Annotated in this window: 24 protein-coding genes and 1 pseudogene; 8 read left to right on the forward strand and 17 right to left on the reverse strand. The window is 34.0% G+C overall.

The genetic code is table 11. The features are described 5' to 3' along the window. Positions 1-32: 32 nt before the first annotated feature. From RV14_RS00715 to RV14_RS00745, 7 genes are all read left to right on the forward strand, one after another. Positions 33-881 carry a YitT family protein gene (locus RV14_RS00715; protein WP_071854443.1) on the forward strand — a complete coding sequence of 283 codons (849 nt, stop codon included), beginning with the start codon at positions 33-35 and terminating at the stop codon, positions 879-881. A 338-nt stretch (positions 882-1,219) separates the two neighbouring features. Continuing rightward, a complete protein-coding gene (locus RV14_RS00720) occupies positions 1,220-2,245 on the forward strand; it encodes an AI-2E family transporter (RefSeq protein WP_071854444.1) in 1,026 nt (341 codons plus the stop codon). A 277-nt stretch (positions 2,246-2,522) separates the two neighbouring features. Next, complete coding sequence (gene bsh, locus RV14_RS00725) at positions 2,523-3,500, forward strand: choloylglycine hydrolase (RefSeq protein WP_071854445.1); 978 nt, start codon at positions 2,523-2,525, stop codon at positions 3,498-3,500. Positions 3,501-4,044: 544 nt separating this feature from the next. Further along, the gene (gene ahpC / locus RV14_RS00730) at positions 4,045-4,608 is read left to right on the forward strand and encodes an alkyl hydroperoxide reductase subunit C (RefSeq protein WP_071854446.1); all 564 of its coding nucleotides are present in this window, start codon (positions 4,045-4,047) and stop codon (positions 4,606-4,608) included. An 11-nt stretch (positions 4,609-4,619) separates the two neighbouring features. Further along, positions 4,620-6,149, forward strand: coding sequence for an alkyl hydroperoxide reductase subunit F (gene ahpF / locus RV14_RS00735; RefSeq protein ID WP_071854447.1), 1,530 nt, complete (start codon positions 4,620-4,622; stop codon positions 6,147-6,149). Positions 6,150-6,612: 463 nt separating this feature from the next. After that, positions 6,613-7,137, forward strand: coding sequence for an HdeD family acid-resistance protein (locus tag RV14_RS00740; protein ID WP_071854448.1), 525 nt, complete (start codon positions 6,613-6,615; stop codon positions 7,135-7,137). Between the two features lie 227 nt (positions 7,138-7,364). Further along, positions 7,365-8,528 (forward strand): cation:proton antiporter, encoded by a 1,164-nt coding sequence (locus RV14_RS00745; RefSeq protein WP_071854449.1) that lies wholly within the window; start codon positions 7,365-7,367, stop codon positions 8,526-8,528. A gap of 378 nt (positions 8,529-8,906) precedes the next feature. Here RV14_RS00745 and citG read toward each other — a convergent pair whose 3' ends face one another. Genes citG through RV14_RS00785 form a run of 8 tightly spaced genes read right to left on the reverse strand, consistent with a single transcriptional unit; the run spans position 8,907 to position 16,525 of the window. Continuing rightward, a complete protein-coding gene (gene citG, locus RV14_RS00750; protein ID WP_071854450.1) occupies positions 8,907-9,770 on the reverse strand; it encodes a triphosphoribosyl-dephospho-CoA synthase CitG in 864 nt (287 codons plus the stop codon). Next, a complete protein-coding gene (gene citX / locus RV14_RS00755) occupies positions 9,767-10,315 on the reverse strand; it encodes a citrate lyase holo-[acyl-carrier protein] synthase (protein WP_071854451.1) in 549 nt (182 codons plus the stop codon). Before citX ends, citG begins: the two co-directional genes overlap by 4 nt. Positions 10,316-10,328: 13 nt before the next feature. Next, complete coding sequence (gene citF / locus RV14_RS00760; RefSeq protein WP_071854452.1) at positions 10,329-11,879, reverse strand: citrate lyase subunit alpha; 1,551 nt, start codon at positions 11,877-11,879, stop codon at positions 10,329-10,331. Continuing rightward, positions 11,872-12,777, reverse strand: a complete 906-nt coding sequence (gene citE, locus RV14_RS00765) for a citrate (pro-3S)-lyase subunit beta (RefSeq protein ID WP_071854453.1) — start codon at positions 12,775-12,777, stop codon at positions 11,872-11,874. The genes citF and citE overlap by 8 nt, the downstream gene beginning before the upstream one ends. Before the next feature lie 4 nt (positions 12,778-12,781). Then, positions 12,782-13,075, reverse strand: coding sequence for a citrate lyase acyl carrier protein (citD, locus tag RV14_RS00770; RefSeq protein ID WP_071854454.1), 294 nt, complete (start codon positions 13,073-13,075; stop codon positions 12,782-12,784). Positions 13,076-13,078: 3 nt separating this feature from the next. Continuing rightward, positions 13,079-14,089 carry a [citrate (pro-3S)-lyase] ligase gene (gene citC, locus RV14_RS00775; RefSeq protein WP_084650195.1) on the reverse strand — a complete coding sequence of 337 codons (1,011 nt, stop codon included), beginning with the start codon at positions 14,087-14,089 and terminating at the stop codon, positions 13,079-13,081. Positions 14,090-14,115: 26 nt separating this feature from the next. Beyond that, entirely contained in the window at positions 14,116-15,420 is a 1,305-nt protein-coding gene (locus tag RV14_RS00780; protein ID WP_071854456.1) for a 2-hydroxycarboxylate transporter family protein, read from the reverse strand. Continuing rightward, positions 15,401-16,525 (reverse strand): NAD(P)-dependent malic enzyme, encoded by a 1,125-nt coding sequence (locus tag RV14_RS00785; RefSeq protein WP_071854457.1) that lies wholly within the window; start codon positions 16,523-16,525, stop codon positions 15,401-15,403. Before RV14_RS00785 ends, RV14_RS00780 begins: the two co-directional genes overlap by 20 nt. Before the next feature lie 191 nt (positions 16,526-16,716). On the opposite strand from RV14_RS00785, the gene RV14_RS00790 reads away from it, so the two are divergent. Further along, positions 16,717-17,676 (forward strand): sugar-binding transcriptional regulator, encoded by a 960-nt coding sequence (locus RV14_RS00790; protein WP_071854458.1) that lies wholly within the window; start codon positions 16,717-16,719, stop codon positions 17,674-17,676. 185 nt (positions 17,677-17,861) lie between these two features. Here RV14_RS00790 and pbp4 read toward each other — a convergent pair. The 9 genes and pseudogenes from pbp4 to RV14_RS00835 form a co-directional block, all read right to left on the reverse strand. Continuing rightward, positions 17,862-19,893 (reverse strand): annotated as a pseudogene (pbp4, locus tag RV14_RS00795) (penicillin-binding protein PBP4(5)). A gap of 337 nt (positions 19,894-20,230) precedes the next feature. After that, positions 20,231-20,473: a GlsB/YeaQ/YmgE family stress response membrane protein gene (locus RV14_RS00800; RefSeq protein WP_071854459.1), complete on the reverse strand. Its 243-nt coding sequence runs from the start codon at positions 20,471-20,473 to the stop codon at positions 20,231-20,233. Between the two features lie 32 nt (positions 20,474-20,505). Beyond that, positions 20,506-21,051, reverse strand: coding sequence for an Asp23/Gls24 family envelope stress response protein (locus RV14_RS00805; protein WP_071854460.1), 546 nt, complete (start codon positions 21,049-21,051; stop codon positions 20,506-20,508). Positions 21,052-21,063: 12 nt separating this feature from the next. After that, positions 21,064-21,252 carry a DUF2273 domain-containing protein gene (locus tag RV14_RS00810; protein ID WP_071854461.1) on the reverse strand — a complete coding sequence of 63 codons (189 nt, stop codon included), beginning with the start codon at positions 21,250-21,252 and terminating at the stop codon, positions 21,064-21,066. Between the two features lie 13 nt (positions 21,253-21,265). After that, positions 21,266-21,829, reverse strand: coding sequence for an alkaline shock response membrane anchor protein AmaP (gene amaP, locus RV14_RS00815; RefSeq protein WP_071854462.1), 564 nt, complete (start codon positions 21,827-21,829; stop codon positions 21,266-21,268). Positions 21,830-22,382: 553 nt separating this feature from the next. Further along, positions 22,383-22,544, reverse strand: coding sequence for a cyclic lactone autoinducer peptide (locus RV14_RS00820; RefSeq protein ID WP_071854463.1), 162 nt, complete (start codon positions 22,542-22,544; stop codon positions 22,383-22,385). Position 22,545: 1 nt separating this feature from the next. After that, positions 22,546-23,124 carry an accessory gene regulator B family protein gene (locus RV14_RS00825; protein WP_071854464.1) on the reverse strand — a complete coding sequence of 193 codons (579 nt, stop codon included), beginning with the start codon at positions 23,122-23,124 and terminating at the stop codon, positions 22,546-22,548. Positions 23,125-23,235: 111 nt separating this feature from the next. Beyond that, the gene (locus RV14_RS00830) at positions 23,236-23,979 is read right to left on the reverse strand and encodes a LytR/AlgR family response regulator transcription factor (RefSeq protein ID WP_071854465.1); all 744 of its coding nucleotides are present in this window, start codon (positions 23,977-23,979) and stop codon (positions 23,236-23,238) included. Continuing rightward, a complete protein-coding gene (locus tag RV14_RS00835) occupies positions 23,973-25,256 on the reverse strand; it encodes a GHKL domain-containing protein (protein ID WP_071854466.1) in 1,284 nt (427 codons plus the stop codon). Before RV14_RS00835 ends, RV14_RS00830 begins: the two co-directional genes overlap by 7 nt. Between the last annotated feature and the right edge of the window lie 350 nt (positions 25,257-25,606).

Raw genomic sequence — 25,606 nt, forward strand, 5'->3', positions numbered from 1 at the left:
AAAATAACTACCACATTCACGGAGGCGAATCAATGCGACAATTAAAATTAATAACTTGGACATATACTAAAATAGTATTTGCTTTAACTATTTTAGCTATAAGTATAAATATGTTTTTAGGACCTCATCATGTAGCAGCTGGCGGTGTTAGTGGCTTAGGTATCTTGCTGGAAGCAGCTTTTAATCTTGACCGCGCAATGATTATTTTCGTGCTGAATATGATAATGTTAGGTTTAGCTCTAATTTTTTTAGGTAAGAAATCTTTTTTAAAGGTTCTTTTTGGCAGCTTAGTTTTTCCACTGATCGTTGCACTTGTTCCTGAGATAATGTTGTCTTCAGATCGCTTGCTTTCTGTCATCTTCGGCAGTGCGATTTTTGCCCTCGGCGTCGCCATTTTGTATAAAAATCATTCCTCCAGTGGTGGAACTACCATTCCTCCGTTAATTTTAAAAAAATATTTCCATATGAATACTTCCAGCGGATTATTGTTGACGGATGCCTTCGTTGTTTCTCTTAATTTATGGGTGTTTGGCTTGGAGGAATTTTTATATGCTATTTTTTCAATTGCTCTTACCTCAATTGTCATGACTTATATTGAAACCGGGACGAATCGTAAGAAATCTCTAATGGTGATCAGTGAAACATCTTTGGAGAAAATCCGTCTTCGATTAAGCACAGAAATTGGTCGAAGTTTAACTTTGCTGGAAGCAAAAAGCGGCAATCATCGAAAGTCAAAAGAAGTTTTATTAATTGTTGTCACAGATCAAGAATTTTCAAGAATTAAACCGTTGATTGAAGAAATTGATCCGACTGCTTTTGTGATTGTGAATAATGTTGCAGAAGTAACTGGAACTGGCTTTACCTATCATCCGATCGAGTAAAAAACTCTTTTTTTTCTTTAAGAAAGTTGTCAAACACAAAAAATATTCACTCCTAAAACTTACGCAAGAAATCATTGCAGATTTTTACTTCTAATCTTGTTTCTCCTGTTTAGAATATGCGATCATTCCTTTTCCTTTTTGTTGTTATTTTCTTAATTGATCTTTACTACCTTTATTTTCCAGTCCTTATGATATACGTAAATTTTTGTAAAAATTAATAAAAACTGCAGGTATTTTCTCGTATTGTTTGCAGTTTTTATTTTTTTCTTTCTAATTACTCTTTCTCCCTTTATAATTAGTGATGTACGCTATGACTTAACTACTTGGAGGTTATTGATTTGTCTATTTACCAACGTTTTTTAGCGAATGAAAAAATTCGTCGTATGACTGTTCTACTGACGGTTATTATTGTCCTTTTTCTCGTTAAAAGTATGATTACTACAGTTTTACTTACGTTTATTTTTACTTATTTAATGATTCACTTAGTACAAATTATCCAACGATTTATTCGAGTGCCTACAGGGGTGCTAACAATTTTCGTTTATGCACTTATTGTTTATTTAATTTATTTAGCATTTACGATTTATGTTCCTATTTTAATTCATCAAACATTTGACATGATTAAATCAGTCATCAATTTTTACGAGCATCAACCAAAAGATGCCGATCCTGTATTGCTGTACATCCACAATTATATTGAAAGAAATGATTTCCTCGAACAACTGCAAAATGGAGCCACCATTGCTTTAGGTTATTTACAAGATATTGGAAAATTGGCGGTTGCTTTTGCTGTATCGTTTATTTTAAGCTTCTTTTTTATGATCGAAAAAAAGAAAACGGTCGTTTTTTCACGACTATTTTTAAAAGGAGAATTTGCTTGGTTCTTTCAAGATATTTATTATTTTGCTGATAAATTTGTTAATACATTCGGCCTAGTTTTAGAAGCTCAATTCATTATTGCTTTGTTAAATACTTTGCTAACCACCGTTGCTTTGGCTGCTTTTGGTTTTCATCAGTTACTGAGTTTAGCGATTATGATATTTATTTTAAGTTTGGTTCCAGTAGCCGGTGTGATTGTTTCTTGCATTCCTTTATCATTCATTGCTTACTCACAAGGTGGTATCAAAGATGTGGTTTATATTTTATTCACCATCTTGCTTGTGCATTTGATTGAATCATATGTTTTAAATCCCAAATTGATGTCCAGCAAAACGGAATTGCCGATTTTTTATACATTTATTGTTTTGCTAATCAGTGAACGTTTCTTAGGTGTATGGGGATTGATTGTTGGCATTCCAATTTTTACCTTCTTCTTAGACGTACTAAAAGTCAAAGAAATACCCAATCATCTACCGAAGGAATAAAGACCTAAGTTTTTTATAAAAGGGGTAAAAACAAAACTTTTATAACTGTAAACAACTGTCTATAATTAATAGATTGTTTGCAGTTTTATTTTTTTAGAACCAAAGTAAGAGCATTAAATTTATTTATTTGTAATGAAAAAGTGCGTAAATTTCAATCAATACGACGTCTTCAAAAATGAAGGCCTTTGTCTAGCCGTTTTTTTTGCTTCTTTTTTCTAGAAAAAAAATTTCAATTGTTGTATCATTTTTTTATAATTATTAAAGGAGGCGATGTACCGTGTGTACATCTATTGTTTATTCGACAAATGACCATTATTTTGGTCGTAATTTAGATTTAGAAGTTTCATATGGTCAAATGGTGACCATCACACCGAAAAATTACCCATTTAAATTCCGTAAAACAGCGGATTTATCTACACATTATGCACTAATTGGCATGGCTGCTGTCGTAAATGGTTATCCTTTATATTTTGAAGCAACAAATGAAAAAGGATTAAGCATGGCTGGACTAAATTTTCCTGAAAATGCCTATTATTTTGAAGAAGATCCTACCAAAACGAATATCACACCTTTTGAGTTTATTCCATGGCTACTAGGTCAATGCGCGACTGTGAAAGAAGCAAATAAACTGCTTGATGAGATTAATTTAGTCAATATTAACTTTAGTGAAGAACTCCCCCTTTCTCCTCTTCATTGGATGCTTGCAGATCAAAAGGAATCGATGGTTATTGAATCCACAAGGGATGGATTGAAACGATTTAATAATCCTGTAGGAGTTTTAACAAATAACCCGCCATTTGATTATCAACTATTTAATTTAAACAATTACCGAGCGCTCTCTCCTTCCGTTTCTCCAAACACATTTTCAGGAAAATTAAATTTAGATGTTTACAGCCGAGGTATGGGTGGAATTGGATTACCTGGTGATTTATCCTCTACATCACGTTTTGTCAAAGCCACATTTACAAAATTAAATTCAATATCAAATAGTCCAGAAGAAGAAAGCGTCAATCAGTTTTTCCATATTTTAAAATCGGTTGAACAACAAAAAGGGCTATGTGATGTGGGAAATGGTCAGTTTGAATATACAATTTATTCTTCTTGTTGCAATATGGATAAAGGAATTTATTATTACACCACGTATACCAACAATCAAATTACTGCCGTAGACATGAATCAAGAAGATTTACAAGGTACACAATTAATTACCTATCCATTAGTTGAACAAGAACAAATAAACTTTATCAATCGATAGGATAAATGCTCTTTAAAAGTAAGAAAATGGAGTCGATAGCCTTTGAAAATAGGAGGCTGGGAAAGAAATGATTAACTCCGAGAAATAAGCCGGAATTTCGAAAATTGTTTTTCAAATTTTTGTGAATTCCGGCTTATTTCTCGGAGTATTTGCTTCTATTTCCGTCGTTTATCTGTGTTTAGAGCGTGAAGTAAAGGTATACTTTACTTTTATCCCACCCTCCTGTTTTTTGCTTAAATTAATGCTATTAGTGCTCACTGTTCGTACCTCTTGCTGATTACAAAGTTTCAGACGGGAAAATGTTACTAAGGACACATCATTTTTTAATAATGCAAAAAAAGAGATTCAACACAAAATTTATTCCAAATCCTTGTTAACTCAAAAGAAAAAAGCAGAACATAAAAAATCTACTTAATGAAAACGCTATAAATAACCATCGATTTTTATGAAATATGATTAAAAAATCTAAAAAACCTTTGACTTTATAACAGTTTTTAAATTATATTAATTATAAATAAAGCAAAATAAAATTGGAGGTTTTTTTATGTCAATGATTGGAAAAAAAGTAGGAGAATTTACTGCGCAAGCATATCATAATGGAGCATTTATTGAAGTTACAGATAAAGATTTCTATGGTAAATGGAATGTCATTTGTTTTTACCCAGCAGATTTTACTTTCGTTTGTCCGACAGAATTAGAAGATCTGCAAGAACAATATCAAGTATTAAAATCACTTGGTGTAGAAGTCTACTCTTGTTCAACGGATACTCATTTTACGCATAAGGCTTGGCATGATACATCAGAGGCAATTGGTAAAATAGACTATACAATGATTGGTGATCCTTCACATCATCTTGCACGTCTTTTTGAAGTTTTAAATGAGGAAAGCGGATTTGCTCAAAGAGGAACGTTTATCATTGATCCAGACGGAATTGTACAAGCAATGGAAATCAATGCGGATGGCATTGGTCGTGATGCCAGTGCTTTGATTGATAAAATTAGAGCGGCTCAATATGTTCGTAATCATCCCGGTGAAGTTTGTCCGGCAAAATGGAGAGAAAGCGGTGAAACATTAAAACCTAGTTTTGATCTAGTTGGAAAGATTTAGAAGGTGTAAGCATGTTAGATAACGAAACCAAGCAAAATTTAACCCAATACCTTGAATTGCTGGAAACACCGGTCATTTTTTCCGTTAGCACGGATGAAACATCAAATTCTCAACAAGTCCTTGATTTTGTCAATGAAGTCGCTAACATGAGCGAAAAAATTTCGATTGAAAAAAAACAGCTTGCGCGTACGCCTAGTTTTGAAATTAATTCCTTGCAGCAAACGAGTGGAATTGTTTTTGCTGGTATTCCATTAGGTCATGAGTTTTCTTCTTTCCTACTGGCTTTGCTACAAGTGAGCGGTCGTCCGCCTAAAATTTCTGAGGCGATGATTCAAAGCGTTCAACAAATCAAGCAGCCGCTACATTTTGAGACATACGTTAGTTTAACTTGCCATAACTGTCCAGATGTGGTGCAAGCATTAAATATCTTAGCGGTATTGAATCCTTTTATTTCTCATACTATGATTGAAGGAAGTATGTATCAAAAAGAAGTCGAAGAAAAACAAATTATGGCTGTTCCTACCGTCTATCTAAACGGAAAGGAATTTGACAGTGGCCGAATGACAATTGAACAAATCCTTGAAAAGATTACTGGTCCTTCAGAAAAAGAAGAGTTGAATAAAAAAGAACCATTTGATGTATTAGTTATCGGTGGGGGGCCAGCTGCAAGCAGTGCAGCAATTTATGCTGCTCGAAAAGGCATTCGCACAGGACTTGTGGCTGATGTTCTAGGTGGTCAAGTAGTGGAAACTTTAGGAATTGAAAATATGATTGGTACGCTTTATACAGAAGGACCGCAATTAATGAAGCAAGTGGAAGAACACTTGCGCTCCTATCCTGTAGATTTAATCACTAATCAACAAGTAACTTCTTTAAAAAAACAAGCCGACTATTTTGAAATTGATCTAAAGAGTGGAAACAGATTAAAAACTAAAACAGCTGTTATCGCAACTGGAGCTCATTGGCGTTCCATTAACGTTCCGGGAGAAAAGGAATTTAAAAATAAAGGAATCGCCTACTGTCCTCATTGTGATGGTCCGCTTTTTGCCGGAAAAGAAATTGCAGTCATTGGCGGAGGAAATTCAGGAATTGAAGCAGCGATTGATTTGGCAGGATTAGCCAAACATGTGTATGTTTTAGAATTTTTACCAGAACTTAAAGCAGATAAAGTTTTACAAGATAAATTAGCTTCTTTTGCCAATGTAACAGTTATCTTAAATGCTCAAACAAAAGAAATAGCTGGTCATACTCATGTTGAATCGCTTACGTACACAGATCGTCTGACACATAGTGAGCATCATTTAGCTGTTTCAGGAGTATTCATCTTGATTGGTCTTGTTCCTAATACCTCTTGGCTTGCTAACACACTTGAATTAAATAACCGTGGAGAAGTTATCACAGATGCCCATGGTGCAACAAATGTGGAAGGATTATTTGCCGCAGGAGATTGCACTAATAGCGCCTATAAACAAATTATTATTGCAATGGGTTCAGGTGCTACCGCAGCTTTAGGTGCATTTGACTATTTAATGAGAAAATAACTACTCATTGTTTTGTTCAAAGAAGTGGAAATAATCGCCGAAATAGCTGGAAAATATCCCGTTTCTAGCTGTTTCGGTCATTTTTTTAGAGACTTACGAATCGCTATTTTAGAAATGAGCGATAAACGTATGTTTCTTTTTTTATGCAAGATAGATAGCTATACTTTTTAGCCGGAACCTTATATAATTTCTTATTGGGAGCTGCTACTTTTATTAAGCATCTATTTTTTAGAAGAACAACAATCATCTATTCTGTTGACAAAATCAGAACGTACTAATTTAAAAATGCCTAAAGTCCCTTCTTTAACGATGAAATTTGTTCGAAAAAAATAAATAAGCGCTTTTAATAAATCGAATTCATCTAAAGCAAAAAATCGAAAAACGCATTAAAAACAAGAAAAGCAAGTTATTATTTGGTGAAAACACCGTTTATCGTTACAATAGAACAAAAGGAGGTTATTGTATGATTGAATTCGTACGCAAAAATTTTCAACGTTATGCCCTTTTAAGAGCAGCTATTTATATCATCGCTGGTCTTGCTATTATTCTAGATCCAACAGCTGTTTTTAACTTTATCGGTTATCTAATCGCTGCTTATTTTGTGCTATCGGGGGTTTTAAATCTTTTAGAAGCAAACAAAAATAGAAAACGAACGGGCTCATGGGGATTTGGTTTAATGAGCGGAATTATTTTTTTTATTGCTGCAATGCTTGTTTTAGCTTTTGCTTCTGCCATTGTCTCCATTTTACCAATTCTTTTAGGGGCAGTAATTGTTTTAAAAAGTATTTTCCAGCTATTCGTTGGTTTAAACACAAGATCAAAAGGTTGGAGTGCTTATAGTATTCTTTTATTGCTTGGTGGGTTGATTTTACTATTTAATCCATTTAAAAACTTAATGGTCCTCTTTCAACTATTTGGCGGTTTATTGGTTTTTATGGGAGGGTCTGAAATTGTTCGTTTGATTAACGTGCGAAAGAAGTATTCATAAATTGAGCAGTTGTAAAATCTTCAGAAGACTGAACACAAACACTCATTTTTTCTTTGATTAAAGCTTTTTTATGTTTTGCAGTTGAACCTTTTTGCTATTGCTTTTTTGTTAAGCAAAAAATGACTTTTCCTTTTTAGCACTTCCTACTCCATTCATTTGTTTTTCCTAAACAAATGAATGCTCTCATATTTAGACAACTATCGAATAAAGAAAGGTTTGACGATTTTATGGAATTTATCGGTATTTTATGTCTCATCCTCATTGCCACGACAATTGGCTCCCATCTTTCAAGAAGACTAGGAATTCCTGCTGTAATTGGGCAATTGTTAGTGGGTGTATTATTAGGGCAAGCTGGTTTAGGGTGGGTACATCCTAGTATTTTAGTACACGATTTTTCTGAAATTGGTGTAATCTTGCTCATGTTTTTAGCTGGTTTAGAAAGTGATCTCTCGTTATTAAAAAAGTATTTTAAACCGGGAATGTTCGTAGCTCTTTTGGGTATCCTTTTTCCTGTCTTTTTTGGTTGGTTGACTGGTGAAACTTTCCAAGTAGCTAAGAATGAAGCTATTTTTTTCGGTATCATTCTTGCTGCTACTTCCGTCAGTATCTCCGTTGAAGTATTGAAAGAATTAAATGTAGTAAATACCAAAGAAGGATCAACGATTTTGGGTGCTTCTGTCGTTGATGATATCTTAGTCGTTCTTATCTTAAGTTTCAGTTTGTCTTTTTTAACTGGAGAATCAACAAATACCTTACCCGTTCCCTTACTGTTACTTGAGCAATTAATTTATTTTTTATTTATTTTTTTATTGGTAAAATGGATTGCACCATTTCTAATGTCCTTTGCCGAAAAAATTTATGCAAATTCTGCTGTTATTATCATGTCATTGGTCATTTGCCTAGGAATGTCCTATTTAGCAGATTTAATTGGTTTAAGTTCTGTGATTGGAGCATTTTTTGCAGGAATTGCAGTCAGTCAAACAAGTGTTAAACATGAAGTTTATCGTAATGCAGAGGCTTTAGGATATGCTGTATTTATTCCTGTTTTCTTTGTTAGTGTAGGATTGGAAGTTGATTTTTCTAATTTTAGTGAACAGCTTTTATTTATCGTTATTTTAACGTTCGTAGCTATTTTAACTAAGCTTTTAGGCGGATATGTGGGAGCAAAATTTTCTGGTTTTTCTACAAACAGTTCATTAATGGTCGGAGCTGGAATGATTTCTCGAGGAGAGATGGCGTTAATCATCCTACAAATTGGTCAACAAAGCCAGCTAATCGAAACCCGTTATTATTCTCTTTTAGTCATCGTTGTTTTACTAAGTACATTGATTTCTCCTTTGATTCTTAAACATTTTACGAAAAAAGTTTACACTGATTCTTCCCAATCGTAAAAATAGACCAATAAAAACATGTATTAACAATACTAAAAAATGACAAGAGTCTTCATTTTAAAAATGAAACAATTGTTGTTTCTGAAAAAATATTGGAAATTCTAATCATTTTAAACTTTTAAAAAAGAGTGGCACAATGTCAGAGAAAAAATCTGATGATTGTGCCACTCTTTTTTAGCTAAAGTAAAAAAAATTATTATCTGCTCCTTATATTATTAAAAATAGATAATTGGTTTTGCTATTTTCAATTTAGAAATTATTTGAGTACTCTCTCTCGTTCTAAACTTCAGATTAGTTAAATTTCATATCTTTTAACAAAAAAAGATAGATGCGAAAGTACAAAATTTCTCCAAAAGAAAAAATAATGATAAAAATACTTTATTTTAACCAACCTGTAGTCATCAATTTATCTAAAAATACAGTTAAAATTAACAAATCAGCACTCCCGCCAATACTCCAGTTTTTTTCTTTAAATAACAAATTTAACTTCTCCAAAAAAATCTTCCCCTGTTCTGTTTGGGTTGCGCCTAAAACAAAATAATGACGAATTAGTGGTTGGTATTTTTCAAAAATGTGGCAGTCGTTACTGCGTTTCATTAAATTCGTGTCTTCTGCTTGTAAAGAGAGGTAAAGTAAGGTATCTACCAGTCTTTCTTGCTGTGTGCCTTGATGGTTCTGGTAATAAGGCAACCCTGCTTCAAAAATAGCAGGATACCCTTTTTGCGCCTCCCCACGAATTCCTGCTACTCCATAGCGAACAAATAATTGTTGCCCCCAAGTTAAATTTTCCGATATTGCTCTATCAATCGTTTTAAACTCCGCTAGTAAATCTTTAGTCATTTGTTTAATTACTTGTCGAAACGTAATTAATTGACAAGGAACTTTCCAAATCATGAGGCGACCACAAACAGCTAAGAAAATTCCAAGAGAAAAGATTGCGCCTTTATGAGTATTCACTCCATTGGTGACAAAAAGCATTGCCTCTTCTGCTTCTAACCCAATTTTACGAATTGCAGTAAACGTCTCATCAATTGGATGACGGCGCAATTTTATTCCAGTTTGAACAAACGCTTCAAAATAAGGTGGCAAAACCGCACTGCTTTCTAAAAAAGTAAAGACATCCATATCTTGATGAGACCCTGAATCTACGGGATCAACTAATCCCGGCTTATTTAGACACGTTACTTCGTAGAGCAAGGCTAGCTGAGCTTGTTGAATTAGTTTTTGACTATTTTTATTCATGAAGATAAGTTCCTTTGCTCATAAACATCAATCATGTGAGCGATTTTTTTTTGCAGCTCTTTTAAGCTGTGCGTTTGATTCCGTGCACAAGCTTTGGCTGGCTTTTCGCAAATAAAACAAGTTCTTTGCTTATATCCAAGTACTTGTCGACTAATGCGTTGGCTCCCATCTTTAGCAAACAACACATCCAAATCAAACAACCGTCCTAACGGATGCTTTTCCTCAATTTCAATCAAGGATTTTTTCAATGAATAAGGGTCGACAGGAACTGCTACAAACCAATCTAATCCACTAGGTAACTTGATTTCTTTTGTATAAACGGGCTGTATCTGCTTTTTTTCAAACATTTCTTGAATTGATAACTGTCCCCAATGAAACAATTGTTCAATTTTTTTGTTATTTTTAACAGGTCCGGGAATATTTAAGGTAAAGACCAATAATGCCTCATTTAGATACTTGGAAAGTAATTGATTTTGTAACTGAACCCGTTGCTCTTTATGGTTCAAAATAGTTTCGATCACTTGAATTTTTCCTGTTTCAAACATTTAATCTTCCTCTTTATTCTTCAATTGGTTTTACTTGGCGTACAATATCTAAAATGGAACCATCACGATATTCGACATAAGCAACGACTCGCTCGGTAAATAGCAATGGTTCTGGGACGCCTACAATTTGTTCGGCTTTTTGTTGCAGCTCTTCGATAGTAAAGACTGGAATTTGCGGTATTTTTCTAAAAATAGCCGCTAAATCTTGACGATTCGGGTGAATCGCAATCCCTACCTCTGTTACTAAAACATCAATGCTTTCTCCCGGCGTAATTAAGGTAGTTACATCTTTTACAACTGTCGGGATTCTTCCTCGAACAAGTGGTGCTGAAATAATCGTTAGTTTAGCCGTAGCGGCGTCTTGATGTCCGCCAATCGCCCCGCGCAATACGCCATCTGAACCAGTCATTACATTTACATTAAAATGTGTATCGATTTCTAATGCGGATAAAATAGCTACATCTAGTTTATTTACTACGGCACCTTTATTGCTTGGATCGGCATAATAAGAAGCGTCAATTTCTTGCTGTTTCTCAAATTTCGCCATGCCTTCAGCTGCACCTCGATCAAAATCTTGTACGTCAAGAACCTTTTCCACCAAACCTTTTTCCAATAGTTCAACGGTGGGGGTGGTGATTCCACCTAATGCAAAAGAAGCTTTAATATCTTTTTCTTTCATTTCTTCTGATAAATAGCGAGTAACTGCTAGTGCGGCTCCGCCTGTTCCCGTTTGAAAAGAAAAACCATTTTTAAAGTAAGGAGAATGAACAATCACTTCTTTGACCATTTCTGCAATTTTTAATTCTTTTGGATTTTTAGTAAAGCGAGTGGCGCCAGCACCGATTTTATTCGGATCACCAATGGCGTCTACTTCTACAACATAATCAACTTGAGTTTGCGCTATACTAACGGGTGTATTTGGATAAGGGACTAAATGATCTGTTAAAAGCACCACTTTATTTGCGTATTGAGCATCTACTTTCGCATAGCCTAATGAACCAAAAACTGATTTTCCATAAATTGCATTTGCATTTCCGTAATCATCAGAAGTCGGTACACCTAAAAAAGCCACATCAATTTTCAATTCCCCGCTTTCAATGGCTCGTGGTCGATTCCCATGAGAACGCAAAATAACAGGATTTTTCATTCCACCGTGAGAAATAAATTCACCAAGACTTCCTCGCATGCCACTACTAGTAATGTGTGTGACGGTTCCATCTTTAATGCATGCGATCACCATTTCATTCATCGTATTGGTTAATGAACTTGGCGCTAACGTTAAGTCTTTAATTTTCATTTCACGAATGACTTCCATGACTTGATTAAAAACAAAATCTCCTTCTCTTAAATGATGATGAAAAGAAATCGTCATGCCGTCTTTTAAACCGGATTTTGCAATTGCTTCTTTAATTGTTGGCACGAGTTTATTGGATTGAGCAGTGACTGTAGTGACTTTAGGTGCGGTACGTTGAATAGTTGTTGACGGTAATGAGACTCCATGAAATTCTTTTTTATAGTTTGCTAAAACTTCTGCTGGAATCGTTCTTTTTTGTTTATTAGGCATCAATAATTCCCTCCTCGTCAATTAATCGTGATGCTTTTGCCAACATCAAGGTACGTTGTGCCCGTTCTACAATTGGTTTATCGATCATTTTTCCGTTCAAAGAAATCACGCCTGATCCTTTTTCTTTGGCTTCTTCAATCGCTGCTATCACGTTTAATGCCTGTTGAATTTCTTTCATTGTAGGTTGAAAGACGCGATGTACAGCTGGGATTTGTCTTGGATTAATGCATGATTTTCCATCAAAACCTAACTGGTGAATTAAGCGAACTTCATTTAAAAAACCTTCCATGTTGTCTACGTCAGAATAAACCGTGTCAAACGCAGAAATTCCTGCGGCTCGTGCGGCATGAATAATCATGCTACGTGCAAAGAATAGTTCTCGTCCATCCGGATAACGTTTAGTTTTCATATTGGTAACATAATCTTCTGCTCCAAGTGCGATTCCGATTAAACGCTCAGAAGCCTTGGCAATTGCAGGAGCATTTAAAACTCCAGCTGCACCTTCAATAGCGGCCATCATGAATGTTGTTCCTATGGGGACATTAAAATAGGCTTCTGCTTCTGCAATTACTGCTTCTACTTCTGTCACTTCTTGCGGTACTTCTGTTTTTGGTAAACGTAAAACATGAACACCGGCTTGTACCATAGCAAATACATCTGCACGTCCAAATTCTGAATGTAAATCGTTAATACGGACGACTAATTCTGCCTCTTTATAATCTACCGTTTTTAAAGCTTGCGCGACAAGCATTCTGGCACTGTCTTTTTCTGACATGGAGACTGCATCTTCTAAATCAAACATAATTGAATCTGCTCCGTAAATCCCTGCATCTTTGATCATTGCTGGATTATTCCCCGGTACAAACATCATTGTTCTTCTTAGCCGCTCTTTTTTCATTTTCTTAAACCTCCCATGGCGTAACTTGATGTTGAATTCCTAGTGAACGGTGAATCGCTGTTTTTAATCGAGCAATAATCACACAATCTAAGGCGCCTTTATCTACTACTTTTACTTTTGCATCTGTGATTTGATAAGCTGCTAACGTTTCATGAACCACTTTTTTGATTTGTTTACCAAATTGTTCAATGACTTGGCTGTCTAAATCAATAACAATCCCTTGTGCATTTGACGAAATCATGATTTGTACGTCACTTGACTCTAACGTTCCAGCAATTGCTGTTTTTGTTATTTTCATTGTTCAACTCTCCCTTTTATTCTTTAAATAATGATAGGTGGTTTTTGACACCATTTCTTGAATGTCTTCCAATTGCTCCTCAAGAAAAGCTTTGCGGACTTGAGAAGCTGAAATTACTTGATTTTGTTGAGTCTTTTTCCTTGGAATTACTTTTACTGTTATTTCTGGCGGTAAAATTTTTTTTAGTACTTGATTGTACGTGCTAGTCATTGGCGAAAACGGTTCTTCACCAACATAGCGAGTGGTGATGTTTAAAGATGCAGCTATCCTTTCTTTAAATAATGTTGCGTCTACAATCATTTGCTCTTTTGCTGCTTCATCATTTTCTCGTAAAAAATAGGTGGGAAAAGTTGCCGGACTAATGACATAATCGTTGCCTAATACAACGATCACGTTTTTCAAATGCTTCACGCCTTCTTGAACGAAACGAAATCGTTCCAACGTGGAAAAGAGGGCTTGCTCTTTTTCAAGAACAAATACATATACCCAATCGTTAGCTGCTGCTGCTTGTTCGATTAAGTAGGAATGGCCGTTCGTAAAGGGATTTGCATTCATTACAATGGCCGCATTTTTCGCATTCAACGTTTTAGGAATTGTTGCTAAGTATTGCGCAATTGACCAATCGCCCATTTCTAAAATTGCTGTTTTTTCTGTTGAAACAATTGTTTTAAAGCCTAAATGTTCAAAACTTTTTTGATAACGTTGTTTAGTGAAAACAAAATAATGAAAGATTTCATGCTGACTCATTTCTTGTATGATAGCAGAAACTAATACATGGAGAGTATGACCGGATTGTTTATATTTTTCAGATATGGCAATGTATTTAATCACGTTTTTTTGATAAGACACTGTTCCTACCAATTCTTCGCCTTGATATAAACCTAACGTTTTGTCTAGTTGCTGAAAGGCTTTTGTAGCAGGTTTTATTCCTGAGTGAACGAGCAATCTTTGCCATTGTTCCCTTACAAAATGATTTTTTAAAAATAGCTGCCGGATATCTGTTTGATTAAACACTTGCATGCATCCTTTCATTTTTTATACTATGATAACAGTCCCATTAAAAAGATGGCAAATGTTACTGTCATGGCGCCGCCTAGCCGAACAGCTACTTGTGCAAACGGCATTAATTCCATTCGATCGCCTGCGGCTAAAATTGCTAAAGCGCCTGTTCCACCTTGTCCGCTGCAACATGAAACAGCAATTGCTGTATCAATGGGATACATTTTTAAGATTTTAGCGGCAATAAAAGCTGTAGCCACAATTGCGATGACCGTGAGAATAATAGTTAAAATGGTTGCTGGACTTTTGAATACTTCAATTAATTCTAGCCAATCAGTTTTGGCTACCCCAACACCAAATAATAAAGGTGGTGTGATGCCACGAACGGTAAATCCATACAACGAATTGCCACCTTCTTCAATTTCTTTAGGAATAAAGCCTAACATTTTTGCTCCCATTAATGAAACTAATAAAATCACGGGTGAAGGTATTGAAAAACCCAGTGTTGTTTTTAATAGATGTTCGACATAAACCGCCGCAAAATAAATCGTAATAGCTACTACACCGGCTAACAATGTTTTTTCAACACTAATCGGTTTGGCGGCTCCTTTTAAATTATCTAAATGCTCGTCGTCCCCGTCAATTAAATTCCCATGGCCGTTTAATTGTGGATATTTCTCGCCGATTTTTCTTAACATTCCAGAAAGTAATACCGCTACTAAACTCCCCAGCATCACGCATGGCAAAATTCTGCCAAAAATATCATTTTGTTCAATACCAGACATGACTGCTGCATAACCGATAGATAAAGGCATGGCTCCTTCACCGACTCCGCCAGCCATAATTGGCGCAACAATAAAGAAGTATGTATTCCAAGCAGATAATCCAAGTAGCATGCCGACACCGGTTCCTACTAAGGAACCGATTACATCACATAAAATTAAAATGACGATAATGCGAGAAGTAGCTTTCACTAAGGTGTGACGGTTCATTGAAGCAATGCTGCCGACGACAAGTAAAGTAATAAAAAACATTAAGAAATTATTATTATCCATGAAATCAGAAACAACTTTTACCGTACTTTCTGGTAGCCAATGTTTGTAAACAAGAAAAGCGGGTAAAAATGTGACGACTAAAACCTTCCCGCCGAGGTCTTTTAATACAGGAATATTTTTTCCTATTTCTTCTAATAAATAAGCAAAAACAGTCATAATACCTAATGCAACCAACATATCTTTTTCCGGCACGATATTTGTTGCTGTCATTGCAGCATAAGCCAATGCCATAATAATGTAAAGCGAGAAAGGAATAAAACCAATTTTAATTTTATTTAGTTTTGCTAGCATAAGAAGGGTCCTCGTTTTCTTTTAATTTTTGGATAAAATTTAAAACTGCTTGTGAAACGACAGCTGTAACATCGGGATCAAAAACATTGGGGATGAATTTTTCAGGTGTTGGTTCTCTTAGCAGAGCTGCTAAGCTTTTAGCTACTTCATATTGCAAAGAAATGTTTACTTTATTTGCCTTTGCAGCCAATAAGCCTTTGAATAATCCGGGAAAAACTAAGATGTTGTTGACTTGATTGGGATAGTTTGACGAACCAGTAGCTAATAAAGTGACACCGATTTTTTTTGCTACTTCAGGATCAATTTCCGGTACTGGATTTGCTAAAGCAAAAACAATGGGCTTTTCATTCATTTTTTTTATCATGGTGGGCGTTAAAACGTTTCCAACTGATAATCCGATAAATACGTCTTGTCCGACAATCGCCTCTTTTAAAGCGCTAACATTTTTGATTGTTTTTGGTAGTTGATTGACTAACTCCCGTTGGTATTTATTTAATGTTTTATCTTCTTTTTTCAATACGCCTTGCTGATCGACTAGCGTTAAATTTTTTATGCCGGCGGCTAGTAACAAGCGAGCAGTTGCAACACCTGAAGCGCCAATGCCGTTAATTAATACGTGTAGTTCGGTCAGTGGTTTGCCTTGTAATTTTGCTGCATTGATTAAACCGGCTAATACTACGATGGCAGTGCCTTCTTGATCATCGTGGTAAACAGGAATCGATAATCTTTCTTGCAATTTTTCTTCTAGTTCAAAACATTTGGGCGCACAAATATCTTCTCTTTGTTCAATGGCCAAGGGAATGGCATCTACATCGGCCAAATTTTTATAAAGGAATGCTTTTCCTTCTACAATTGGCAACCCTGCTTGATTGCCGACGTTTCCCAAACCTAAAACCGCTGAACCGTCTGTAATCACTGCCACTAACTTGCCGCTAATAGTTAGTTCACGCGCTAAAGCATGGTTTTTTTCAATCATCAAGCTTAGCTTTGCAACGCCGGGAGTATACATTTTCGCTAAGTCTTTTTTGTCATGAACTGATTCAGTCGTTTCTAAACTTAAAACACCAGTATTGCGTTGATGAATCTCTAAAACTTCATCTTTCACTTCTTTCACTCCTTTTTAATTTTTTATTTACAAATCGATTATATCATCATTTTTAAAAAAACAAACACTTTTTATTTAAAATATTAAAAAATAAGTTTTTTATTTTCATATTTTAAAAAATACTTTTTTGGAATATCTTTGAATATCTTGCTATACTGTAGATAAATCGTTTGTTGAAAAGGAGTTGCACTATGGATTTAGAATTTTCAGATTATGAATCTCTCCTTGTAAAAATTTGTGAAGATTATTACTTAGAGGATATTAATATTAGTGAAATTGCAAAAAAATATGGAATCACACGCTATAAAGCATTAAAATACATTGAAGAAGCACGTGAAAAACAGCTGGTTACAATTTCCATAAATTCCCCTTATGCAAGAAATTATGAATTAGAAGAAATATTTAAACGGCATTTTAAAACAAATACGTACATTTTAAAAAATAGTGAAGATTTATCTCATCATGATCTACTCTTTTCCAAATTTGCTGCTGATTATATCCAAGAATTTATAAAAAAAGCTGCGGTTGTTGCTCTTTCTTGGGGGGATACCGTTTATAAAGTCATTGATCAATTTAAAATGTGTACGCGAGAGACTTTGATTTTTACTCAATTTATCGGTGAAATCGGAAAATACAATTCCTTAGCAGGGTCTATGCGTTTGGTTCAAAAAGCTGCCGAGCGCTATGAATCGGCTTATCTAACTTTAAGCATTCCTTTATATGTCATGAATGACACGGCTCGCGAAATGATGTCATTGGAACCTTCTTTAGCGGCTACCTTGACAACTGCTGCTCGCGCAGATATGTTAATTTCAGGTATTGGTACTTTATCTTCCATTGATTCTGTTGAACCGTGGAGTAAACATCGAAAAATTTTATTTCCAAATATGGGAGATGCAGTAGGATTTCTTTACGGGCGCCCTTTTACCATTGAGGGAGAATTTATTCATTCATCAGATGATAAAACGTTTGGTCTTTCATTAAAAGAAATCTTTGATATTCCTAAACGAATTGGTATTTGTAAAAGCAAATTTAAAGCTGAAACGTGTTTAGGCGCATTAAAGGGAAATTTCTTTACTGATTTATTTTTAGATGAAAAAACAGCTTGGAAAATTCTATCTTCACTAAAAAAAGAAGAAGTCTTTCATTAGTTTTGTTTTTTAAGATGAACGAAAATCTGAGGGTATAAAAAAGAAACGATGTAAAAATGAATGATAGCTTGTCAAAAAAAGAAGAGCGTGAAGTAAAGAATACTTTTACTTCATGCTCTAAAACATATTTCTCGTGGTTAAACTTTTTTGTTCCAGCCTCTTCTTGTAGCTAGTATATTTTTTACTTATTGATAATTTTGATTCAAATAGTTTAACAATTCAGGTGCATGGTTTGTCGCAGAATCTCCTTGTGATTTATTTTCTAGCATACTAACCATCAAGTAACCATTAGTATCAGGATTAATAGCAAACAAGAAACTGTTTTCTTGTCCTTTTTCATCTTGTTTTTCTTTAATTTCTGCGGTTCCTGTTTTTGCAGCTAAAGAAATTCCTAATGAGGCTAAAGAATGAGCCGTGCCGTTAGGATCTTGGACAACAGCTTTCAAATCAGGTAAAAGTGTTTGAACGGCTGCTTCACTAATGACGTTTTTCTTTTCTTTCTTTATTCATCACTAATTTAGGATAAACAAGGCTGCCTTTATTGGCAAAGACTGAATACATCGTCACTTGTTGGATAGGATTAATTAATAATTCTCCTTGTCCATAACCCGTATCTGCTAGTAAAATTTCTGAATGAAAACTATCTTTGTTGGAAATTTGCGCAGGAGTCATAGAAACTGGTACATCTAACTTTTCACCAAAAATAAATTTGTTTAAACCTGCACGAAAAGCTTTTTCGCCCATTTTTAAGGTTGCTTGTGCCATATAGATATTGTCAGAATAAACCAATGCGTTTTTCAAATCAACTTGCGTTACATCACTGACTCGTGTTACCTGATAAGAACCCCATGAACTGTCTTTTTGCCATTTCAAGCCGTTGATCGTTACGACTTCATTTGGATCAATTGCATGATTATCTAAACCGATGGCCGCAGTAATCATTTTAAAGGTTGATCCGGGAGCGTAGTCGGTCGCAAAACGGCTAATAAATGGTTGTTCTTTATTTTCTACATATGCTTGATAATCTTTTTGAGAAATGCCATTGGTCATTTTATTCGGATCATAACTTGGAGAACTAGCCAGCACTAATAAATCACCTGTTTTTGGCGAAGTTACGACCGTAGAACCTGCTTGATCATTCAAACGATTAAAAGCGATCTTTTGAGCTTGTGAATCAATTGTGAGTTGAATGTCACGACCGTTTTTTACCTTTTGATCAATTAAAACTTGTTTTTCTATTCCTTTTGAATCGGTAATCGTCAATTTTCCACCGTTTGTTCCTCTTAATTCTTTATCAAAAGTTCTTTCTAATCCCGAGCGGCCGATTTTTCCGTTGCTACTTAGTGCTGCATTATTTTGAATGTCTTCTGCTGAGATATCGCCGACGTATCCGACTAATTGAGCTGCCGCTGCGCCTAAAGGATAGGTACGACCTGCAATTTCTTGAATTGCTGCACCGTTTGGCAAAGTAGGCGTTTGTCCTTCAATAATTTTTAATGGAACAAAATAATCTGGCTGTACCCAGCTTTGAGAAATAGCTTGATTGATTTCCTCTTCTGAAAGCTTAAAAGCCTGAGCAATTGCTTGAACGTTGGCAGTTTTCTCTGCTCCTTCTCCTAATTTGCCTACAACGACACCTACTTGTTTCAATTTACCTGTCGTTGCAAGTGCTTGTCCATTTCTATCTAAAATGTCGCCTCTTTTTGCTTCTTCACTGGTTAGGCTGACTTTGTCGGTTTCTTTCATTTGTGGGAAGATAAGATCTGGCTGCCAATTAATCAACATTTTTTCCTGATTTTTGGATAAAGTTCCTTTATAAGAAAGATTTTTTAATTCACCTAAACTTGTATTCATTTTTGCTTTATAAGAAAATGAATAGGTTTCCTTCCCTTTTTTTGTGATTTTCAATTCAGAGAGTGTTAATCCTTTGACATTTGCTGCTCCGTAAATATTTTGATATTTTTCTAAAGCTTCTTTTTTAGAAAGCATATTTTTCCTTGTTGCATCCACTTGCGTCAAATTCATGGCTTGTTCATATGATCCATCGTTTAAATGATCTAAAAATTGCTGGATCGTCTTTTTACTCATAGAAATGGCTTGAGCTTCTTGTGTTTTTTGATAGTAATAATATCCGCCGCTTGCAGCAATTATTAATACGGCGACGGTGACTACATAAATGCCTGTTTTTTTCTTGTGATGTTTCTCACTTCGTCTCATGTTATTCCTCCGCTCTTGGTTACAATGAACACCTTTATTTTATTGTAAGAAAGTCTATGATTTTTATTTTTTACAAAGTTTAATGGTACGCTTCTTTTTGCTTTTTTTCAATTCATTTATATGAAAAAAGTTTGATATTATTATTTTTAGGAAAATTTATTAATGTTTTTTCTTTCACTTTTCGGAATAAATAGATAGAAATGTTGTATTTTCCCATTGAATTCTTTTATGTTTACATAATTTAATTATAATAAACTTATTTTGGCGACAAAAAAGTTGAGGCAGCTACTGCACTGTCTCAACTTTTTTGTCCTGTTTTGTTACTGATGAACGGCTTTTATAATTTACGTGCAAAGAAGGAAACTACGATAACTAAAATGATTGCACCGATTAATGACGGAATAATTGCCATGCCGCCGATACTTGGTCCCCATGTGCCTAGTATTGCTTGACCAATTGCTGAACCAACTAACCCAGCAACCACGTTTGCGATAATTCCCATTGATGACCCTTTATTTGTAATTGCTCCTGCAATTGCTCCGATTACTCCACCAACGATTAATGACCAAATAAATCCCATTTTTTGTTCCTCCCCATTCTTTTTTTTACAAATTATTGCACTCGTGGTTCTGTTGAGGCTTTCACTTTTTGCGTTCCTTTACTCATCGCCGCTTTTGCTTTATCTGTTTGTTTTGAAGCAAATTGTCCGGTTGATTTAGCTGCACCTGTGACCTTGTCTTGAACCGTTTCTTGATCTTTTTCATATTCTTCTTGTGTCTTGATATCAACCACATTTACATTAACTTCTATTACATCTAAATGCGTCATTTCATTTACTTCTCGGCTAATCAATTCTTTAATTTGATCATAGATGTTTTCAATATCTTTTCCATATTCAACGACCACGTCTAGGTCAACTGCCACTTGTTTTTTTCCCACTTCTGCATTAATTCCAGCCGTCACATTGTCCGTATTCACTAATTTTTCTGCTATATTGGAGAAAAATCCCCCATCTAATGTTAATAATCCATCTACATCTTTTAGTGCATAGCCGATAATTTTTTGAATTACTTTATCTTCATACGTTAACTCGCCTTTTTCAATGTGATTGTGATTAGCTGTCATTGAACTGGTAGATTTGATTTCTTTGTTTTCCATAGTTGCTTCCTCCTAAGATTTAAAAAAATGAGCAAAAATTTTTGTTTCTTTTAAATAAAAACCGATTCCTACGCCAATTGCAGTCATGATTATGATTAGAAGTGTTTTAAAAAATCCAACAGCTATCCATAATACAGCCAGCAATAAACCAAGGCCCCCGAAGATGATAGGAAGCTTGTAGGTAGAAAATAATTCTTTCATGTTTAAGCCCCTCCTATTCTACTCGAGCATGCTTGTAAGCTTTCCGATCATCATGCTCGTAGCCACTGTAAGTGACAGCTACAGCAATATTTTGTTCGGTACCAAGTACTCGTTTCACTTGTCGTTCAATGTCTTGCATCAACATGCTGGTTTTCCCAATAAGTGAAGAGGTTCGTTTTAAATCTCCTTTAACATGTACGTAAATTTTGTTCTTAGTTGAACGTACCCGTATTCTTGGCGTACTTACAAACTCTTCTTCATGCAGCTGTGATCGAACTAATCCTTCGATTGCTTTTTTATCTAAAGTCAATTGTCCTGTATTTTGTTTTAAGACAAATGTTCCTTTTGACTTTGGATAAAAAAGAACCACGAATAATAAAATAAGCACAAGTATAGCAAATACGACCGCTGCCCAAAATAAATAGTATTGAAAATAGTTATTGGTTGCGACAAAAAATCGTAAGCGTTCCAATTGTTGTGGCATAAGATAAGGTACATTGATGAATACAACCCCTAAAAGCACCAACAGCAAGAATAAACTTACTAGAATACCGATAATCTTCCACCCTTTATTCATTCTCCACCTCCTATTTGACCATTTGTTACTTCTCCTGTCCGCTATCAAAACGCTTCCAACAAAATAACCTTTAAAAGACATCCTAGCGACCATTCATAAATAACATTTCTACCCTATAGTTTTTTATCATTTTTCTATTGGGTATATTTAAATGATAGTAGTCTACATTAAAAAATGCAAAGATAATGCTCAGTTATTATTACAAAACTACACAATTATTATAATATTTTCATAATAATTGTGTAGTTTTGTATTTAAAAGAGTTTTTTAAAATAATAATTGCTACTTATTTTTTTAATCAATCAAACTGCATGTTCCTGAAAAAAATTAACATGTTTTTATATGTATCTAGACTGAAATTGGGTAAATAAAAATGGAGAAAAAAGAAAGAAGCACTACAAATATCTCCATTGATTTTAGCAAGGAGAGCTTTTAAAAAATCACGTTCTTTACGAAAATAAGAAAATGGCAACTTATTAGAAATTTCATTACATTAGATTATTAGTGCAAAAAAAGATAGCTCCTACAAGGAACTATCTTTTTTCTTTTTTTCTTACTTCGTCATTTCTTTTTTTAGTGCTTCAGGCATTTTTGGCTCATAAACTGCCAAAGTACAAGTATGTTGTGAAGCAATTGCTTGTGTAGCAACAGCTATCGCAACAGTTGAAATAAATTGTAAGAATTTAAAGTGTTTGAATTTTAAATTTTTGAACATTTTACTTTCTCCTTTCAATTTTTTTTATAAACATTAAAAGGGTAGCAATTGCCATGCCTAAAAATATCAATGTCCGAATACGATCGCTTGGTTGAATCAAGCCGATCACCATCAGAAAAAAACTCATACAAATCATTCGTATTTTACCGTTGTAAAAAAATTTTACGCGTTTTTGTGCAATCGCCACTCCTTTAAATCCCAAAATCCCACAAAGAATTAATGTAATGATCGAAAAAGTGCTTCTAGTAATGTCAAATGCAAAATAAGTGGCTAGAAACGGTAAAATTACAAGGAAAAGAATACTTAATATTGTACACACTGTACTGTTGCTTGCATGATAGCTTTGGGTTGTCTTTCTAACTACCATAAACGATAGATGAGTAATCAATACTTCTATTGCGATATGAAGTAAAAATGCAGCGGCATAAATAAAAAGTAATTTAAACATATCCACAAATAAAATTGATAACCCATATTCTATTTTAGCTATCTCAAGTTCTGACAATTGTAATTTTTCTCCAATTTTTTTACTGATATTTTTTGAAATTCTTTCTTCTAAAGAAACATATTCTTCTGACATTTCATTCGCTCCCTTTACCCTTATTATAGTTATTTTTTAACATTAAAGTCGTTTTTTTCAAAAATGTTGGGTATTTTATCAAAAGTGCGTAAAATGAAAACTATCGTGGAATTATTTAGTCTTTTCTTCAAATCTTTTCACTAATTTTTTTACATGTCTAGTAGAAACTAAACATTTTGCGCCATTTACCATCGTAGCCATTCGTTCTTTTTTATTAATTTCCTTCACGTTGCTTAAATTGACTACAAACGATTGATGGCAACGGCAAAAATGATCATTGAGGCTTTCGACTTCTTTAATTTTACCCATAAATTCAATCATCCGATTATCTAAATGGACAATAAGTTTATGAGGTGTTGGACTGGATTCAAAATACAAAATTTCATCTACGTATAATTTTATATCGGTTGGTCCGCTTTTTATCCAGATTTGTGGACGTGTTTCTAGTGCAGTATTTAAATATCTTTCAAGCGCAATATCAATACAATCCGTGATCTTTTTTTGCAATGTTTCTTCATTGTCTTTAATGATATAGTCAAGCGCTTCTACTTTATATAAAAAGGTTAAATACGCCAAATCAGTATAAGTAGTGACAAAAATAATTTTTGCCGTTGGGTCATATTCTCTAATCTTTTTTCCCAATTCAATGCCATTTAAATTTGCATTCAAATCAATATCTAAAAAATAGATTCCTTCTGTTTTATTTTTTGAAATATAAGAAAGAATCGCCTTCGGGTCTTGCGTAGCAAGTTGAAAGTGGATGTCATAATCTTTCATTAAAAGATAATTTTTTATAATTCTTGTTATTTTATTTTGATGAACAATTTCGTCATCACAGACAAATATTTTTAGCATCGTTCTTTCCTCTTTTCATGAATAGTAATGATTTGAATAAATTGTTCACTTGCGATTTTAGTTTCTAAAAATACATTCTCATGAGAACGAACCAGTTCGTCCAAAGTAGTAAGTCCTAATCCCTGATTACCTTTTTTCGTTGTGAAATGAATCCTTTTTAGTTCATGTAGTTTAGGAATATTCGGCTTGCATTGATTGATCAATACAAAGCTATGGCAGTTTTCTTGTTTGATGATCATCAATTCGATTTTAGGCGCATCGATACAAATAGACTCTTCAATTGCGTTATCCAAAATAATTCCTAACATTCGAATTAAAATTACTGGAGGAAGATCCACATGAGTAATTGCTTCTGGCACCACAATTTTTACTTCGATTCCTTTTTGACTAGCCACATACAACTTACTTAAAATAATACTTTTCAATTCTTTAATCTTAAGATTGGATATAGAATGACTATCAAAATTATTTGGCTCAAAAATTGTTTTTGTCGCTTTAATACTCTCATAAAAGTAACGTTGCAATCCTTGCATATCATTGGTTTGAATATAGTCTTCCAAAGAAATTAAAATATTTTTATAGTCATGTCTGAATTTTAGTAATTCTGTATAATTCTTTTCAATCTGCTCACTATACTCAATCAAATATTTCATTTCTTTTTGTTGCTCTCTCGTTTCAAATTCTTTCTTTTTTATAAAAAGCATAGTAAGAAAGATTAAAGTCGACATAACACCGTAAAGAATGATAAATACTTCATTTGCGAGATTTATGTGCTGCATAAGAAATGGAAAACGTTCCGCACATATGAAAGCAAAATAAATAATAGTGGTAAAAACAAAGACGTAGGTCGCAATTTTTAAACGCTCTTTATCATGAACGATCTTTTTTAACAAAAGCTTTTTCACACCGTAACTGATAAATAAAAAATAAATTGCTCCAAGAAGCACGAGTAAAAATAAACTTAATTTCATATTAAAAAGACTATAGAGATAGGTTGCAGTATTATCCGAAAAAATATAAATGAATAAAGTTAATGAAGGATAAAATAAGGACGAATACACACACTGGGTGAGCCAATAAACTAACAGACATAACATACACCATAATAAAATAGTCGCTATAATATTTACTTGTTCATATAAAAATAAATAAGTGCAAATACTTACCGCAGAAAAGAATAAATATTTTTTATTTTGAAGAAAGTTTCCTAAATAACCCACTACTAAAGTAATACTACTGATTTGTATTAGTAAAACGATGAATAAACTTATGTTCATATTTAGTACTCCTAACATCTTAATTTGCTTGATAAAGAAGAGCAAAAAAAGAAAAACAAATGGAAAAACGCACGTACTTTTGTTTTCGTTTTTTAACTCTCTTTTTTCAACTATTTCTTCTATCATTATCAAGATTTATTTAGATAACTAAATAATTTGTTATTTCTTTTACAAATAAACAGTTGTCAAAAAATTATTTTTCACAATTAATCTAGATACCTCCTTTTTATAAAGGGATTGTAGCATAATTCCTTACGCTTTGGGAGTATCTAAAAAAATATTGAAATTATTTTTATAAAATCTGTTATATTCAACGTTTCATTAAAATCATAACCACCCTTCAAAAGGGT

The sequence above is a fragment of the Enterococcus ratti genome (assembly GCF_001886195.1).
GTDB classification, from domain to species: domain Bacteria; phylum Bacillota; class Bacilli; order Lactobacillales; family Enterococcaceae; genus Enterococcus_B; species Enterococcus_B ratti.